12 protein-coding genes are annotated in these 16,380 nt (G+C 59.6%); all 12 read left to right on the top strand.

Annotation, left to right across the window (positions count from 1 at the left end; translation table 11 throughout):
- The first annotated feature begins 36 nt into the window (after nt 1-36).
- The 12 genes from rplL to rplB all read left to right on the top strand — a co-directional run bounded on the left by rplL (nt 37) and on the right by rplB (nt 16,367).
- Nucleotides 37-405: a 50S ribosomal protein L7/L12 gene (rplL, locus tag G4G71_RS29430; protein WP_017516430.1), complete on the top strand. Its 369-nt coding sequence runs from the start codon at nt 37-39 to the stop codon at nt 403-405.
- Between the two features lie 221 nt (nt 406-626).
- On the top strand, nt 627-4,700 hold the full coding sequence (gene rpoB / locus G4G71_RS29425) for a DNA-directed RNA polymerase subunit beta (protein ID WP_169942335.1): 4,074 nt from the start codon (nt 627-629) through the stop codon (nt 4,698-4,700).
- A 65-nt stretch (nt 4,701-4,765) separates the two neighbouring features.
- Nucleotides 4,766-8,965 carry a DNA-directed RNA polymerase subunit beta' gene (gene rpoC / locus G4G71_RS29420; RefSeq protein WP_169942333.1) on the top strand — a complete coding sequence of 1,400 codons (4,200 nt, stop codon included), beginning with the start codon at nt 4,766-4,768 and terminating at the stop codon, nt 8,963-8,965.
- A gap of 154 nt (nt 8,966-9,119) precedes the next feature.
- On the top strand, nt 9,120-9,491 hold the full coding sequence (rpsL, locus tag G4G71_RS29415) for a 30S ribosomal protein S12 (protein WP_015475317.1): 372 nt from the start codon (nt 9,120-9,122) through the stop codon (nt 9,489-9,491).
- Nucleotides 9,492-9,576: 85 nt separating this feature from the next.
- The gene (rpsG, locus tag G4G71_RS29410; protein ID WP_054910989.1) at nt 9,577-10,047 is read left to right on the top strand and encodes a 30S ribosomal protein S7; all 471 of its coding nucleotides are present in this window, start codon (nt 9,577-9,579) and stop codon (nt 10,045-10,047) included.
- Nucleotides 10,048-10,077: 30 nt separating this feature from the next.
- The gene (gene fusA / locus G4G71_RS29405) at nt 10,078-12,213 is read left to right on the top strand and encodes an elongation factor G (protein ID WP_169942331.1); all 2,136 of its coding nucleotides are present in this window, start codon (nt 10,078-10,080) and stop codon (nt 12,211-12,213) included.
- Between the two features lie 29 nt (nt 12,214-12,242).
- On the top strand, nt 12,243-13,436 hold the full coding sequence (tuf, locus tag G4G71_RS29400) for an elongation factor Tu (RefSeq protein ID WP_054910987.1): 1,194 nt from the start codon (nt 12,243-12,245) through the stop codon (nt 13,434-13,436).
- A gap of 155 nt (nt 13,437-13,591) precedes the next feature.
- Complete coding sequence (gene rpsJ, locus G4G71_RS29395; RefSeq protein WP_003243886.1) at nt 13,592-13,903, top strand: 30S ribosomal protein S10; 312 nt, start codon at nt 13,592-13,594, stop codon at nt 13,901-13,903.
- Nucleotides 13,904-13,985: 82 nt separating this feature from the next.
- Nucleotides 13,986-14,621, top strand: coding sequence for a 50S ribosomal protein L3 (gene rplC, locus G4G71_RS29390; RefSeq protein WP_024767389.1), 636 nt, complete (start codon nt 13,986-13,988; stop codon nt 14,619-14,621).
- Nucleotides 14,622-14,635: 14 nt separating this feature from the next.
- Nucleotides 14,636-15,238 (top strand): 50S ribosomal protein L4, encoded by a 603-nt coding sequence (gene rplD, locus G4G71_RS29385; RefSeq protein ID WP_017521904.1) that lies wholly within the window; start codon nt 14,636-14,638, stop codon nt 15,236-15,238.
- Nucleotides 15,235-15,534 carry a 50S ribosomal protein L23 gene (gene rplW, locus G4G71_RS29380; protein ID WP_015475322.1) on the top strand — a complete coding sequence of 100 codons (300 nt, stop codon included), beginning with the start codon at nt 15,235-15,237 and terminating at the stop codon, nt 15,532-15,534. Before rplD ends, rplW begins: the two co-directional genes overlap by 4 nt.
- 11 nt (nt 15,535-15,545) lie before the next feature.
- Nucleotides 15,546-16,367, top strand: a complete 822-nt coding sequence (gene rplB / locus G4G71_RS29375; RefSeq protein WP_024767388.1) for a 50S ribosomal protein L2 — start codon at nt 15,546-15,548, stop codon at nt 16,365-16,367.
- Nucleotides 16,368-16,380: the final 13 nt, after the last annotated feature.

Below are 16,380 nucleotides of genomic sequence, written 5' to 3'. Positions count from 1 at the left end.
GGCCTTAGGCCGTCACCCAATACAGGAATTAGAGTCATGGCTCTGACCAACGAAGACATCATCTCCGCCGTATCCGAAATGTCCGTCATGCAGATCGTTGAACTGATCAAGGCGATGGAAGAGAAGTTCGGCGTTACCGCTGCTGCCGCTACCGTTGCTGCTGCCGGCCCGGCTGCTGCCGCTGCTGAAGAGCAGACCGAGTTCACCATCGTCCTGGCCGAAGCTGGCGACAAGAAAGTGAACGTGATCAAGGTCGTTCGTGAACTGACCGGCCTGGGCCTGAAAGAAGCCAAGGCTGTCGTTGACGGCGCCCCGGGCGTGGTCAAGGAAGGCGCTTCGAAAGAAGAAGCCGAAGCTGCCAAGAAAGCCCTGGAAGAAGCAGGCGCCAAGGTCGAGCTCAAGTAAGTTCGCACCTTGCGTCGACAGCCCGAGCGTTAAGCGACAGGCTGATGGCTGGTGGCAATTGCCACCGGCCTTTTTCCGTTATGGGTGGGGTGCCGTAGGTGCCTCCATCACGGGAAAAACCCGCCACGAGTGGCGGCGCAAACCTAGGGTTTGCACGATTTTGGGCTGCTCCCCTGTGCGGGAGAGGCCAAACAAGCAGGTGACCAAGCTGGGGAACGCTGATGGCTTACTCATACACTGAGAAAAAACGTATCCGCAAGGACTTTAGCAAGTTGCCGGACGTCATGGATGTGCCGTATTTGCTGGCCATCCAGCTGGATTCCTATCGCGAATTCCTGCAGGCGGGTGCAAGCAAGGACCAGGTCCGAGACATCGGCCTGCATGCGGCCTTCAAGTCCGTCTTCCCGATTATCAGCTATTCCGGCAATGCTGCCCTGGAATACGTCGGCTACCGTCTGGGTGAGCCGGCCTTCGATGTCAAGGAATGCGTGCTGCGCGGTGTGACCTTTGCGGTCCCGCTGCGTGTGAAAGTGCGCCTGATCATTTTCGACAAGGAATCGTCGAACAAAGCGATCAAGGACATCAAGGAACAGGAAGTCTACATGGGGGAAATCCCCCTGATGACCGAGAACGGTACCTTCATCATCAACGGTACCGAGCGCGTCATCGTTTCCCAGTTGCACCGCTCCCCGGGTGTGTTCTTCGACCACGACCGTGGCAAGACCCACAGCTCCGGCAAGCTGCTGTACTCCGCTCGGATCATTCCTTACCGCGGTTCCTGGCTCGACTTCGAGTTCGATCCGAAGGACTGCGTGTTCGTTCGTATCGACCGTCGCCGCAAGCTGCCGGCTTCGGTACTGCTGCGCGCGCTGAACTACAGCACCGAGGAAATCCTCAACGCGTTCTATGACACCAACGTCTACGAGATCAAGGGTGAGACCCTGAATCTGGAGCTGGTGCCGTCGCGTCTGCGTGGCGAGATCGCCAGCTTCGATATCAAGGATGCTGCCGGCAAGGTCATCGTTGAAGCGGGTCGCCGTATTACCGCACGACACATCAACCAGCTCGAGAAGGCCGGCATCAGCCAGCTGGAAGTGCCGTTCGACTACCTGATTGGCCGTACCGTGGCCAAGGCTGTCGTGCACCCGGCTACCGGTGAGATCATCGCCGAGTGCAACACCGAGCTGACCGTCGATGCCCTGGCCAAGATCGCCAAGGCCCAGGTTGCGCGTCTCGAAACGCTGTACACCAACGACATCGACTGCGGACCGTTCATCTCCGACACGCTGAAGATCGACTCCACCAGCAACCAACTGGAAGCGCTGGTCGAGATCTATCGCATGATGCGTCCCGGCGAGCCGCCGACCAAGGAAGCCGCCGAGACCCTGTTCGGCAACCTGTTCTTCAGCGCCGAGCGTTACGACCTGTCTGCCGTTGGCCGCATGAAGTTCAACCGTCGTATCGGTCGTACCGAGATCGAAGGCGCCGGCGTCCTGAGCAAGGAAGACATCGTCGAGGTCCTCAAGACTCTGGTTGCCATCCGTAACGGTAAAGGCATCGTCGACGACATCGACCACCTGGGGAACCGTCGCGTTCGTTGCGTCGGTGAGATGGCCGAGAACCAGTTCCGCGTTGGCCTGGTGCGTGTAGAGCGCGCGGTCAAGGAACGTCTGTCGATGGCCGAAAGCGAAGGCCTGATGCCGCAGGACCTGATCAACGCCAAGCCGGTGGCTGCTGCGATCAAGGAGTTCTTCGGTTCCAGCCAGCTCTCGCAGTTCATGGACCAGAACAACCCGCTCTCCGAGATCACCCACAAGCGCCGTGTCTCTGCACTCGGCCCAGGTGGTCTGACCCGTGAGCGCGCGGGCTTCGAGGTTCGTGACGTACACCCGACCCACTACGGCCGTGTGTGCCCGATCGAAACCCCTGAAGGTCCGAACATCGGTCTGATCAACTCCCTGGCCACCTACGCCCGCACCAACAAGTACGGCTTCCTGGAAAGCCCGTACCGCGTGGTGAAGGAAGGTCTGGTCAGCGACGACATCGTCTTCCTGTCCGCGATCGAAGAAGCTGACCACGTCATCGCTCAGGCGTCTGCGACCCTGAACGAAAAAGGCCAGCTGATCGACGAACTGGTAGCCGTCCGTCACCTGAACGAATTCACCGTGAAGGCGCCGGAAGACGTCACCCTCATGGACGTATCGCCGAAGCAGGTCGTTTCCGTCGCTGCCTCGCTGATTCCGTTCCTCGAGCACGACGACGCCAACCGTGCACTCATGGGTTCGAACATGCAGCGTCAGGCTGTACCGACCCTGCGCGCCGACAAGCCGCTGGTAGGTACCGGCATGGAGCGCAACGTCGCCCGTGACTCCGGCGTCTGCGTGGTTGCCCGTCGTGGCGGCGTGATCGACTCGGTCGACGCCAGCCGTATCGTTGTGCGTGTGAACGACGACGAAGTCGAGACTGGCGAAGCCGGTGTCGACATCTACAACCTGACCAAGTACACCCGTTCCAACCAGAACACCTGCATCAACCAGCGTCCGCTGGTGCAGAAGGGTGACCAGGTTTCGCGCAGCGACATCCTGGCCGACGGTCCGTCCACCGACATGGGTGAGCTGGCTCTGGGTCAGAACATGCGCGTCGCGTTCATGCCCTGGAACGGCTTCAACTTCGAAGACTCCATCTGCCTGTCCGAGCGCGTGGTCCAGGAAGATCGTTTCACCACGATCCACATCCAGGAACTGACCTGCGTTGCCCGTGACACCAAGCTCGGCCCAGAAGAAATCACCGCGGACATCCCGAACGTGGGTGAAGCTGCGCTGAACAAGCTGGACGAAGCTGGCATCGTCTACGTCGGCGCCGAAGTACAGGCCGGCGACATCCTGGTCGGCAAGGTCACCCCGAAAGGCGAGACCCAGCTGACTCCGGAAGAGAAGCTGCTGCGCGCGATCTTCGGTGAGAAGGCGTCCGACGTGAAGGACACCTCCCTGCGTGTGCCGACCGGCACCAAGGGCACCGTCATCGACGTACAGGTCTTCACTCGCGATGGCGTGGAGCGCGATAGCCGTGCCCTGTCCATCGAGAAGATGCAGCTGGACGAGATCCGCAAGGACCTGAACGAAGAGTTCCGCATCGTCGAAGGCGCGACCTTCGAGCGTCTGCGTTCCGCTCTGGTCGGCTCCAAGGCCGACGGCGGTCCTGCCCTGAAGAAAGGCGCAGAGATTACCGACGAGTACCTGGACGGTCTCGAGCGCGGCCAGTGGTTCAAGCTGCGCATGGCGGAAGATGCTCTGAACGAGCAGTTGGAGAAGGCTCAGGCCTACATCAGCGATCGCCGCCAGATGCTGGACGACAAGTTCGAAGACAAGAAGCGCAAGCTGCAGCAGGGCGACGACCTGGCTCCGGGCGTACTGAAGATCGTCAAGGTCTACCTCGCTATCAAGCGCCGCATCCAGCCGGGCGACAAGATGGCAGGCCGCCACGGTAACAAGGGTGTGGTCTCGGTGATCATGCCGGTCGAAGACATGCCGCACGACGTGCATGGCACTCCGGTCGACATCGTTCTGAACCCGCTGGGCGTACCTTCGCGCATGAACGTCGGTCAGATCCTCGAAACCCACCTGGGCCTCGCGGCAAAGGGTCTGGGCGAGAAGATCAACCGCATGCTCGAAGAGCAGCGCAAGATCGCTGAGCTGCGTGTGTTCCTGAACGAGATCTACAACGAGATCGGCGGCCGCCAGGAGAGCCTGGACGAGCTGAACGATAACGAGATCCTCGCTCTGGCCAACAACCTCAAGGGCGGCGTGCCCATGGCTACCCCGGTGTTCGACGGTGCCAAGGAACGCGAGATCAAGGCCATGCTGAAGCTGGCCGATCTGCCGGAGAGCGGTCAGATGCGTCTGTACGACGGCCGCACCGGCAACCAGTTCGAGCGTACGACCACTGTTGGTTACATGTACATGCTCAAGCTGAACCACCTGGTCGATGACAAGATGCACGCACGTTCCACCGGCTCCTATAGCCTGGTTACCCAGCAGCCGCTGGGTGGTAAGGCGCAGTTCGGTGGCCAGCGTTTCGGGGAGATGGAGGTCTGGGCGCTGGAAGCCTACGGTGCCGCCTACACCCTGCAGGAAATGCTGACCGTGAAGTCGGACGACGTGAACGGCCGTACCAAGATGTACAAGAACATCGTGGACGGGGATCACCGCATGGAGGCCGGCATGCCCGAGTCCTTCAACGTGTTGATCAAAGAGATCCGCTCGCTCGGCATCGATATCGAACTGGAAACCGAATAACACGTGACGTCAAACGGTGCGGCTGGTCAAGGCCGGTCGCACCGGGTCCGTGAGGAGGAAAGGCCTTGAAAGACTTGCTTAATCTGTTGAAAAACCAGGGTCAGATCGAAGAGTTCGATGCCATCCGTATTGGCCTGGCCTCGCCCGAGATGATTCGTTCCTGGTCCTTCGGTGAAGTCAAGAAGCCGGAGACCATCAACTACCGCACCTTCAAGCCGGAGCGCGACGGCCTGTTCTGCGCCAAGATCTTCGGCCCGGTGAAGGACTACGAGTGCCTGTGCGGCAAGTACAAGCGCCTCAAGCATCGCGGTGTGATCTGCGAGAAGTGCGGCGTCGAAGTTGCCCTGGCCAAGGTGCGCCGTGAGCGCATGGGTCATATCGAGCTGGCCTCGCCGGTCGCCCACATCTGGTTCCTGAAGTCCCTGCCGTCCCGTATCGGCCTGCTGCTGGACATGACCCTGCGTGACATCGAGCGCGTGCTCTATTTCGAGAGCTACGTGGTGATCGATCCGGGCATGACCACCCTGGAGAAGGGCCAGCTGCTGAACGACGAGCAGTACTTCGAAGCCCTCGAAGAGTTCGGTGACGACTTCGACGCCCGCATGGGTGCGGAAGCCGTTCGCGAGCTGCTCAACGCTATCGACCTGGAGCACGAGATTGGCCGCCTGCGCGAAGAGATTCCGCAGACCAACTCGGAAACCAAGATCAAGAAGCTGTCCAAGCGCCTGAAGCTGATGGAAGCCTTTCAGGGCTCCGGCAACCATCCCGAGTGGATGGTGCTGACCGTCCTGCCGGTGCTGCCGCCGGACCTGCGTCCGCTGGTTCCGCTGGATGGCGGTCGCTTCGCGACCTCGGATCTGAACGATCTGTATCGCCGCGTGATCAACCGTAACAACCGTCTGAAGCGCCTGCTCGACCTGGCAGCTCCGGACATCATCGTGCGCAACGAAAAGCGCATGCTGCAGGAAGCCGTCGACGCTCTGCTGGATAACGGCCGTCGCGGTCGTGCCATCACCGGTTCGAACAAGCGCCCGCTGAAGTCCCTGGCCGACATGATCAAGGGTAAGCAGGGTCGCTTCCGTCAGAACCTGCTCGGCAAGCGCGTGGACTACTCCGGCCGTTCGGTAATTACCGTAGGTCCGACCCTGCGTCTGCACCAGTGCGGTCTGCCGAAGAAAATGGCTCTGGAGCTGTTCAAACCGTTCATCTTCGGCAAGCTGGAAGGTCGTGGCATGGCCACCACCATCAAGGCCGCCAAGAAGATGGTCGAGCGCGAGCTGCCGGAAGTGTGGGACGTTCTCGCCGAAGTCATCCGCGAACACCCCGTACTGCTGAACCGTGCGCCGACCCTGCACCGTCTGGGCATCCAGGCGTTCGAGCCGGTACTGATCGAAGGTAAAGCCATCCAGCTGCACCCGCTGGTCTGCGCCGCGTACAACGCCGACTTCGACGGTGACCAGATGGCCGTGCACGTTCCGCTGACCCTCGAGGCTCAGCTGGAAGCGCGTGCGCTGATGATGTCGACCAACAACATTCTGTCGCCCGCCAACGGCGAGCCGATCATCGTTCCGTCGCAGGACGTGGTAATGGGTCTGTACTACATGACCCGTGAAGCGATCAACGCGAAGGGCGAGGGCATGGCTTTCGCAGACCTGCAGGAAGTTGACCGCGCCTACCGCAGCGGCCAGGTGTCCCTGCACGCCCGCGTAAAAGTGCGCATCAACGAGAAGATCAAGAACGAAGACGGCACCCTGACCGCCAACACTCGCATCGTCGACTCCACCGTAGGCCGTGCGCTGCTGTTCCAGGTTGTACCGGCAGGCCTGCCGTACGACGTCGTCAACCAGTCGATGAAGAAGAAGGCGATCTCCAAGCTGATCAACCACTGCTATCGCGTGGTCGGTCTGAAGGACACCGTCATCTTCGCTGACCAACTGATGTACACCGGCTTCGCCTACTCGACCATCTCCGGTGTGTCGATCGGCGTGAACGACTTCGTCATCCCGGACGAAAAGGCTCGCATCATCGATGCCGCCACCGAGGAAGTGAAGGAGATCGAGAGCCAGTACGCCTCCGGCCTGGTAACCCAGGGCGAGAAGTACAACAAGGTGATCGACCTCTGGTCCAAGGCCAACGACGAAGTGTCCAAGGCGATGATGGCCAACCTCTCGAAAGAGAAGGTGACCGATCGCGAGGGCAAGCAGGTCGACCAGGAGTCCTTCAACTCCATGTACATGATGGCGGACTCCGGTGCGCGGGGCTCCGCGGCTCAGATCCGTCAGCTGGCCGGTATGCGTGGCCTGATGGCCAAGCCGGACGGCTCCATCATCGAGACCCCGATTACCGCCAACTTCCGTGAAGGCCTGAACGTACTCCAGTACTTCATCTCCACTCACGGTGCTCGTAAAGGTCTGGCGGATACCGCACTGAAGACCGCGAACTCCGGTTACCTGACCCGTCGTCTCGTCGACGTGGCCCAGGACCTGGTAGTGACCGAGATCGACTGCGGCACCGATCGTGGCCTGGTGATGTCTCCGCACATCGAAGGCGGCGACGTGGTCGAACCGTTGGGTGAGCGCGTACTCGGTCGTGTGATCGCGCGTGACGTGTTCAAGCCGGGCAGCGACGACGTGATCGTCGAAGGCGGCACCCTGATCGACGAGAAGTGGGTCGATTTCCTCGAGCAGATGAGCGTCGACGAAGTCGTTGTGCGTTCGCCGATCACCTGCGAAACCCGTCACGGCATCTGCGCCATGTGCTACGGCCGCGATCTGGCCCGTGGTCACCGCGTGAACATCGGTGAAGCTGTCGGCGTTATCGCTGCCCAGTCGATCGGTGAGCCGGGTACCCAGTTGACCATGCGTACCTTCCACATTGGTGGTGCGGCCAGCCGTACTTCTGCCGTGGATAACGTACAGGTCAAGAACGGCGGCACTATCCGCCTGCACAACCTGAAGCACGTAGAGCGTGCCGACGGCGCCCTGGTAGCGGTTTCCCGTTCCGGTGAGCTGGCGGTAGCCGACGACTTCGGTCGTGAGCGCGAGCGCTACAAGCTGCCGTACGGTGCGGTGATTTCCGTGAAGGAAGGTGACAAGGTCGATCCGGGCGCCATCGTCGCCAAGTGGGACCCGCACACCCACCCGATCGTTACCGAGATGGACGGCACCGTGGCCTTCGTGGGCATGGAAGAGGGCATCACCATCAAGCGTCAGACCGACGAACTGACTGGTCTGACCAACATTGAAGTGATGGATCCGAAGGATCGTCCGGCTGCCGGCAAGGACATCCGTCCGGCCGTGAAGCTGATCGACGCCGCGGGCAAGGATCTGCTGCTGCCGGGTACCGACGTACCGGCTCAGTACTTCCTGCCGGCGAACGCCCTGGTCAACCTCAACGATGGCGCGAAAGTGCGTATCGGTGACGTTATCGCGCGTATCCCGCAGGAAACCTCGAAGACCCGCGACATCACCGGTGGTCTGCCGCGCGTTGCCGACCTGTTCGAAGCTCGTCGTCCGAAAGAGCCTTCGATCCTGGCGGAAATCAGCGGCACCATCTCCTTCGGCAAGGAAACCAAGGGCAAGCGCCGCCTGGTCATCACTCCCACCGACGGTAGCGATCCGTACGAGGAGCTGATTCCGAAGTGGCGTCACCTGAACGTGTTCGAAGGTGAACAGGTAAGCCGTGGTGAAGTGATCTCCGACGGCCCGAGCAACCCGCACGACATCCTTCGTCTGCTGGGTGTGAGCTCGCTGGCCAAGTACATCGTCAACGAGATCCAGGACGTTTACCGTCTGCAGGGCGTGAAGATCAACGACAAGCACATCGAGACCATCCTGCGCCAGATGCTGCGCAAGGTCGAAGTGGCCGAGTCGGGCGATTCGTCCTTCATCAAGGGCGATCAGGTCGAACTGGTCCATGTGCTGGAAGAGAACGAAGTGCTGGGTACCCAGGACAAGTTCCCTGCCAAGTACGAGCGCGTTCTGCTGGGCATCACCAAGGCCTCGCTGTCCACCGAGTCGTTCATCTCGGCGGCATCCTTCCAGGAGACCACTCGCGTCCTCACCGAGGCAGCGGTCACCGGCAAGCGCGACTTCCTGCGCGGCCTGAAGGAAAACGTGGTCGTGGGTCGACTGATCCCGGCGGGTACCGGTCTGGCTTACCACAGCGAGCGCAAGCGTCAGCGCGAGCTCGGCAAACCGCAGCGAGTGAGCGCGAGCGAGGCCGAAGCAGCACTGGCCGAAGCGCTCAATCTGAGCGGTAACTAAGCCTCAAACAAAGCCCCGGTTGTCTTGACAACCGGGGCTTTGTCTTGACTGGAATCCGTAAGCTCTTTAGTATCTTGTACCCCGAAAATTGGCAGGGCGCATGCTCTGCCCATTTTCGTTTTTAAGTGTCGTAAGACAATCAGTGGAGCTATAGATGGCAACTATCAACCAGCTGGTGCGCAAGCCGCGCAAGCGCCTGGTAGACAAGAGTGGCGTTCCTGCCCTGCAGAACTGCCCTCAGCGTCGCGGCGTATGCACCCGCGTATACACCACCACCCCGAAGAAGCCGAACTCCGCACTGCGTAAGGTGTGCCGTGTTCGTCTGACCAACGGTTTCGAGGTTTCCTCGTACATCGGCGGTGAAGGCCACAACCTGCAGGAGCACAGCGTAGTGCTGATCCGTGGCGGTCGTGTAAAAGACCTTCCGGGTGTGCGTTACCACACCGTGCGCGGTTCGCTGGACACCTCCGGTGTCAAAGACCGTAAGCAGGGTCGTTCGAAGTACGGCGCGAAGCGTCCGAAGTAATTTTGTTTTCCTATTTGCTGAGTCGATAAGAGTAAGGTCGGGCATCAAGTCCCGGATTACCTGAAGACCGTTTGAGGGCTTATCAATGCCAAGACGTCGTGTAGCGGCCAAACGTGAGATCCTGGCCGATCCGAAATACGGAAGCCAGATTCTGGCGAAGTTCATGAACCACGTGATGGAAAGCGGCAAGAAAGCCGTTGCCGAGCGTATCGTTTACGGTGCTCTGGACAAGGTCAAAGAGCGCGGTAAAGGCGACCCCCTGGAAATCTTCGAAAAAGCACTCGACGCCATCGCTCCGCTGGTCGAAGTGAAGTCCCGCCGTGTCGGCGGTGCTACCTACCAGGTTCCGGTCGAAGTACGTCCGTCCCGTCGTAATGCACTGGCCATGCGCTGGCTGGTGGACTTCGCCCGCAAGCGTGGCGAGAAGTCCATGGCTCTGCGTCTCGCTGGCGAACTGATGGACGCCGCTGAAGGTAAAGGCGCCGCCGTCAAGAAGCGTGAAGACGTGCACCGTATGGCTGAAGCCAACAAAGCGTTCTCGCACTACCGCTTCTAATTACGGCATCAACACTTCTGCGAGGGCTTTATGGCTCGTAATACAGCAATCAACCGCTACCGGAACATTGGTATCTGTGCCCACGTTGACGCGGGCAAGACCACCACTACCGAGCGAATCCTGTTCTACACAGGTCTCAGCCACAAGATGGGTGAGGTGCACGACGGCGCTGCTACCACCGACTGGATGGTGCAGGAGCAGGAGCGTGGTATCACCATCACCTCCGCTGCGATCACGACCTTCTGGGAAGGTTCGCGCGGCCAGTACGACAAGTACCGCGTAAACGTCATCGACACCCCCGGCCACGTAGACTTCACCATTGAAGTTGAGCGCTCCCTGCGCGTACTGGACGGCGCCGTCGTTGTGTTCTGCGGCACCTCCGGCGTTGAACCGCAGTCCGAAACCGTATGGCGTCAAGCCAACAAATACGGTGTTCCGCGTATCGTTTACGTGAACAAGATGGACCGCGCCGGCGCCAACTTCCTGCGCGTCGTCGGTCAGATCAAGAACCGCCTGGGTCACACCCCGGTTCCGGTTCAGCTGGCCATCGGTGCAGAAGATGACTTCCAGGGTCAGGTTGACCTGCTGAAGATGAAGGCCATCTACTGGAACGAAGACGACAAAGGCACCTCCTATCGCGAGGAAGAAATTCCTGCCGATATGGTCGAGCTGGCCAACGAGTGGCGCAGCAACATGGTTGAGGCTGCTGCCGAAGCCAACGAAGAGCTGATGAACAAGTACCTGGAAGAGGGTGAGCTGTCGATCGAAGAGATCAAGGCTGGCCTGCGTCTGCGTACCATCGCTTGCGAAATCGTACCGGCTGTCTGTGGCTCCTCGTTCAAGAACAAGGGCGTGCCCCTGGTTCTCGACGCCGTCATCGACTTCCTGCCTGCTCCGACCGAGATCCCGGCGATCCAGGGTATCCACCCGGATCACATTGACGACGGCGACGACGCTCCGAAAGACGAGCGTCCGGCTGACGACAATGCTCCGTTCTCGGCTCTGGCATTCAAGATCGCCACTGACCCGTTCGTAGGTACTCTGACCTTCGTTCGCGTCTACTCGGGCGTTCTGGAGTCTGGTAACTCCGTTATCAACTCCGTGAAAGGCAAGAAAGAGCGCGTTGGTCGTATGGTGCAGATGCACGCCAACCAGCGTGACGAGATCAAAGAAGTACGCGCTGGCGACATCGCTGCTCTGATCGGCATGAAGGACGTCACCACCGGTGACACCCTGTGCGACATCGAGAAGCCGATCATCCTTGAGCGTATGGACTTCCCGGAGCCTGTGATCTCGGTGGCTGTTGAGCCGAAGACCAAGGCTGACCAGGAGAAGATGGGCATCGCCCTCGGTAAACTGGCTCAGGAAGACCCGTCGTTCCGCGTCAAGACCGACGAAGAAACCGGCCAGACCATCATCTCCGGTATGGGTGAGCTGCACCTGGACATCCTCGTCGACCGCATGAAGCGTGAATTCGGCGTTGAGGCGAACATCGGCAAGCCGCAGGTTTCGTACCGCGAAACCATCTCGAAGGACAACATCGAGATCGAAGGCAAGTTCGTTCGTCAGTCCGGTGGTCGTGGTCAGTTCGGTCACTGCTGGATTCGTTTCTCGACTCCGGACGTGGACGACAAGGGCAACATCACTGAAGGCCTGGTCTTCACCAACGAAGTCGTGGGCGGTGTGGTTCCGAAGGAATACATCCCGGCCATCCAGAAAGGCATCGAAGAGCAGATGAAGAACGGCGTTGTCGCCGGCTATCCGCTGATCGGCCTGAAGGCGACTGTCTTCGATGGTTCCTACCACGACGTCGACTCCAACGAGATGGCGTTCAAGATCGCTGCTTCCATGGCGACCAAGCAGCTGGCCCAGAAGGGCGGCGGCAAGGTTCTGGAGCCGATCATGAAGGTGGAAGTGGTGACTCCTGAGGACTACATGGGTGACGTGATGGGTGACCTGAACCGTCGTCGTGGTCTGATTCAGGGGATGGAAGACTCGGTTTCCGGTAAGGTTATCCGTGCCGAGGTTCCGCTGGGCGAGATGTTCGGTTATGCAACCGACGTGCGTTCCATGTCCCAGGGTCGCGCTAGCTACTCCATGGAATTCTCCAAGTATGCTGAAGCTCCGGCGAACGTCGTCGAAGCTCTGGCCAAAAAACAAGCTTGATTCAGCTCTTTTAGTAAGAGGTTACTCTCGTGGCTAAAGAAAAATTTGAACGTAACAAACCGCACGTCAACGTCGGCACCATCGGTCACGTTGACCACGGCAAAACCACTCTGACCGCTGCTCTGACCAAGGTCTGCTCCGAGACCTGGGGCGGTTCCGCTCGCGCTTTCGACCAGATCGACAACGCGCCGGAAGAGAAGGCTCGTGGTATCACCATCAACACCTCTCACGTTGAATACGACTCGCCGGTACGCCACTACGCTCACGTAGACTGCCCGGGCCACGCCGACTACGTGAAGAACATGATCACCGGTGCTGCCCAGATGGACGGCGCGATCCTGGTTTGCTCGGCTGCTGACGGCCCCATGCCGCAGACCCGCGAGCACATCTTGCTGTCCCGCCAGGTAGGCGTTCCTTACATCGTCGTGTTCCTGAACAAGGCCGACATGGTGGACGACGCTGAGCTGCTGGAACTGGTCGAAATGGAAGTTCGCGATCTGCTGAACACCTACGACTTCCCGGGCGACGACACTCCGATCGTGATCGGTTCCGCTCTGATGGCCCTGAACGGCCAGGACGACAACGAGATGGGCGTTTCCGCCGTGCGCAAGCTGGTAGAAACCCTGGACTCGTACATCCCCGAGCCCGAGCGCGCCATCGACAAGCCGTTCCTGATGCCGATCGAAGACGTGTTCTCGATCTCCGGTCGTGGCACCGTGGTAACTGGCCGTGTTGAGCGTGGCATCGTCAAGATCCAGGAAGAAGTGGAAATCGTCGGCATCAAGGCGACTACCAAAACTACCTGCACCGGCGTTGAAATGTTCCGCAAGCTGCTCGACGAAGGTCGTGCTGGTGAGAACGTTGGCGTTCTGCTGCGTGGCACCAAGCGTGAAGACGTAGAGCGTGGCCAGGTTCTGGCCAAGCCGGGCACCATCAAGCCGCACACCAAGTTCGAGTGCGAAGTGTACGTGCTGTCCAAGGAAGAAGGCGGTCGTCACACCCCGTTCTTCAAGGGCTACCGTCCGCAGTTCTACTTCCGTACCACCGACGTAACCGGCAACTGCGAACTGCCGGAAGGCGTTGAAATGGTAATGCCGGGCGACAACGTGAAAATGGTTGTCACCCTGATCGCTCCGATCGCCATGGAAGATGGCCTGCGCTTCGCAATTCGCGAAGGCGGCCGTACCGTTGGCGCCGGTGTGGTTGCCAAGATCATCGAGTAATCGCTGATCCGCTCCAGAAAAAGGGACCCTTCGGGGTCCCTTTTTCGTTGGGTTGGTTAAATATTGACACCCCCCAGACGCATCCGTACAATTGCGCCTCCTTTTAACGGGCGGAGTCCGTCCGTTGGGAATGGCAACTTGGAGTCTGAGGTCAAATGCAAAATCAACAAATCCGTATTCGGTTGAAGGCTTTTGATCACCGCCTGATCGACCAATCTACCCAGGAAATCGTGGAAACCGCGAAACGTACTGGCGCTCAGGTGCGTGGTCCGATTCCTCTGCCGACCCGCAAGGAACGTTACACCGTGCTGATTTCCCCGCACGTCAACAAGGACGCTCGTGACCAGTACGAAATTCGTACCCACAAGCGTGTTCTCGACATCGTTCAGCCGACCGACAAAACCGTCGACGCGCTGATGAAGCTCGACCTTGCTGCTGGCGTCGAAGTACAGATCAGCCTCGGCTAATGCCTTCGGCATTGGTCGTGTAACGCTCTGAAATGGGCGGCCATAGCGGGTGAAAGCCCCGTACACTAAAGAGGTTCTAAAGATGACAATTGGTGTTGTCGGTCGTAAGTGCGGCATGACCCGCATCTTCACCGAAGATGGTGTCTCCATTCCGGTCACGGTCATTGAGGTCGAGCCGAATCGCGTCACCCAGTTCAAAAACGAAGAAAGCGATGGCTATCGCGCTGTGCAGGTAACTGCTGGCGAGCGCCGTGCTTCTCGCGTGACCAAGGCGCAAGCCGGTCACTTTGCCAAGGCGAATGTCGCCGCCGGTCGCGGCGTGTGGGAATTCCGTCTGGGTGAAGAGGAGTTCAAGGCAGGCGATTCCATCTCTGTCGATCTGTTCCAGGCAGGCCAGCTGGTAGATGTTACCGGCGAGTCCAAGGGTAAAGGCTTTGCCGGTACCATCAAGCGCTGGAACTTCCGTGGTCAAGATAACACCCACGGTAACTCCGTTTCCCACCGCGTCCCGGGTTCCATCGGCCAGTGCCAGACTCCTGGTCGAGTGTTCAAGGGCAAAAAAATGTCGGGCCACATGGGTGCTGAGCGTGTAACCGTTCAATCCCTTGAGGTCGTGCGTGTCGATGCAGAGCGCAATCTGCTGCTGGTGAAAGGTGCCGTTCCCGGCGCTACCGGTGGTGATGTGCTGGTGCGTCCGGCAGCCAAGGCTCGCGGTTAAGAGAGGAAGCTGAGATGCAACTGAATGTAAATGGCGCTCAGGCGATCGAGGTTTCCGAGCGTACCTTTGGTAGCGAATTCAACGAGACCCTGGTTCACCAGGCAGTCGTCGCCTACATGGCTGGCGGTCGTCAGGGCACCAAGGCTCAGAAGACTCGTTCCGAAGTCTCCGGTGGTGGCAAGAAGCCGTGGCGTCAGAAGGGCACTGGTCGTGCTCGTGCTGGCACCATTCGTAGCCCCATCTGGCGTGGCGGCGGCGCGACTTTCGCAGCCAAGCCCCAGGATCACTCCCAGAAGCTCAACAAGAAGATGTACCGCGCTGCTCTGCGCTCCATCCTCTCTGAGCTGGTTCGTCTGGATCGTCTGGTTGTCGTTGCCGACTTCGCTGTCGATGCACCGAAGACCAAGGGTCTGGTCAGCAAGCTGGAAGGCCTGGGCCTGAAAGATGTACTGATCGTCACCGAAGGCGTCGATGAGAACCTGTACCTGGCAGCTCGCAACCTGGCCCACGTCGATGTACGTGACGTCCAGGCTTCCGATCCGGTCAGCCTCATCGCCTACGACAAGGTGCTGGTCACCGTGTCCGCCGTGAAGAAGTTCGAGGAGCTGCTGGCATGAACCAGGAACGCGTATTCAAAGTGCTGCTGGGCCCGCATATCTCCGAGAAGGCCACTGGCCTGGCGGACGGCAACAGCCAATTCGTTTTCAAGGTTGCCACTGATGCAACCAAGCTGGAAATCAAGAAGGCCGTAGAAAGCCTGTTCGGCGTGAAAGTACGTCGCGTCACCACCCTGAACGTTCAGGGCAAGACCAAGCGTACCGTTCGCGGCCTGGGCAAGCGTAACGACTGGAAAAAAGCGTACATCGCTCTCCAGCCGGGCCAGGATCTCGATTTCGCAGCTGGCGCTGAGTAAAGGGGTGCATCATGGCAATCGTTAAATGCAAACCGACTTCCGCTGGTCGTCGTTTCGTCGTCAAGGTAGTGAACCAGGACCTGCACAAAGGTGCTCCGTTCGCTCCCCTGCTCGAGAAGAAGTCCAAGTCGGGCGGCCGTAACAACAACGGTCGCATCACCACCCGTCATATCGGTGGTGGTCACAAGCAGCACTATCGTCTGGTCGACTTCCGTCGCAACAAGGATGGCATCCCTGCCATCGTTGAACGCGTCGAATACGATCCGAACCGTACTGCTCACATCGCTCTGCTGAAATACGCGGACGGCGAGCGTCGTTACATCATCGCCCCCAAAGGCGTGGTGGCTGGCGATCAACTGATCTCCGGTATCGGCGCTCCGATCAAGGCCGGCAACAACATGCCGCTGCGCAACATTCCGGTAGGTAGCACCATCCACGGTATCGAACTGAAGCCTGGCAAAGGCGCTCAGATCGCTCGCTCCGCTGGCGCTTCGGCTCAGCTGGTTGCTCGTGAAGGTGCATACGTAACCGTACGTCTGCGTTCCGGTGAAATGCGCAAAGTCCTGGCTGACTGCCGTGCGACCCTGGGTGAAGTCTCGAACTCCGAGCACAGCCTGCGTTCGCTGGGTAAGGCCGGTGCCAAGCGCTGGCGTGGCGTTCGCCCGACCGTTCGTGGTGTTGCCATGAACCCGGTCGACCACCCGCACGGTGGTGGTGAAGGTCGTACCTCTGCTGGTCGTCATCCGGTATCGCCGTGGGGTCTTCAGACCAAGGGTAAGAAGACTCGCGCGAACAAGCGTACCGACAACATGATCGTCCGTCGCCGCAAGTAAATAGAGGGATACG

This window comes from Pseudomonas multiresinivorans (assembly GCF_012971725.1).
GTDB classification, from domain to species: domain Bacteria; phylum Pseudomonadota; class Gammaproteobacteria; order Pseudomonadales; family Pseudomonadaceae; genus Pseudomonas; species Pseudomonas multiresinivorans.
Note: the sequence above shows the minus strand (reverse complement) of the source record. Positions and strands in the feature narration are given on the sequence as shown.

Excerpts from the sequence above, each read along its gene's own strand:
- rplL (WP_017516430.1), top strand. The coding sequence starts at position 37 with ATGGCTCTGACCAACGAAGACATCATCTCCGCCGTATCCGAAATGTCC.
- rpoB (WP_169942335.1), top strand. The coding sequence starts at position 627 with ATGGCTTACTCATACACTGAGAAAAAACGTATCCGCAAGGACTTTAGC.
- rpsL (WP_015475317.1), top strand. The coding sequence starts at position 9,120 with ATGGCAACTATCAACCAGCTGGTGCGCAAGCCGCGCAAGCGCCTGGTA.
- rpsG (WP_054910989.1), top strand. The coding sequence starts at position 9,577 with ATGCCAAGACGTCGTGTAGCGGCCAAACGTGAGATCCTGGCCGATCCG.
- fusA (WP_169942331.1), top strand. The coding sequence starts at position 10,078 with ATGGCTCGTAATACAGCAATCAACCGCTACCGGAACATTGGTATCTGT.
- rpsJ (WP_003243886.1), top strand. The coding sequence starts at position 13,592 with ATGCAAAATCAACAAATCCGTATTCGGTTGAAGGCTTTTGATCACCGC.
- rplC (WP_024767389.1), top strand. The coding sequence starts at position 13,986 with ATGACAATTGGTGTTGTCGGTCGTAAGTGCGGCATGACCCGCATCTTC.
- rplD (WP_017521904.1), top strand. The coding sequence starts at position 14,636 with ATGCAACTGAATGTAAATGGCGCTCAGGCGATCGAGGTTTCCGAGCGT.
- rplW (WP_015475322.1), top strand. The coding sequence starts at position 15,235 with ATGAACCAGGAACGCGTATTCAAAGTGCTGCTGGGCCCGCATATCTCC.
- rplB (WP_024767388.1), top strand. The coding sequence starts at position 15,546 with ATGGCAATCGTTAAATGCAAACCGACTTCCGCTGGTCGTCGTTTCGTC.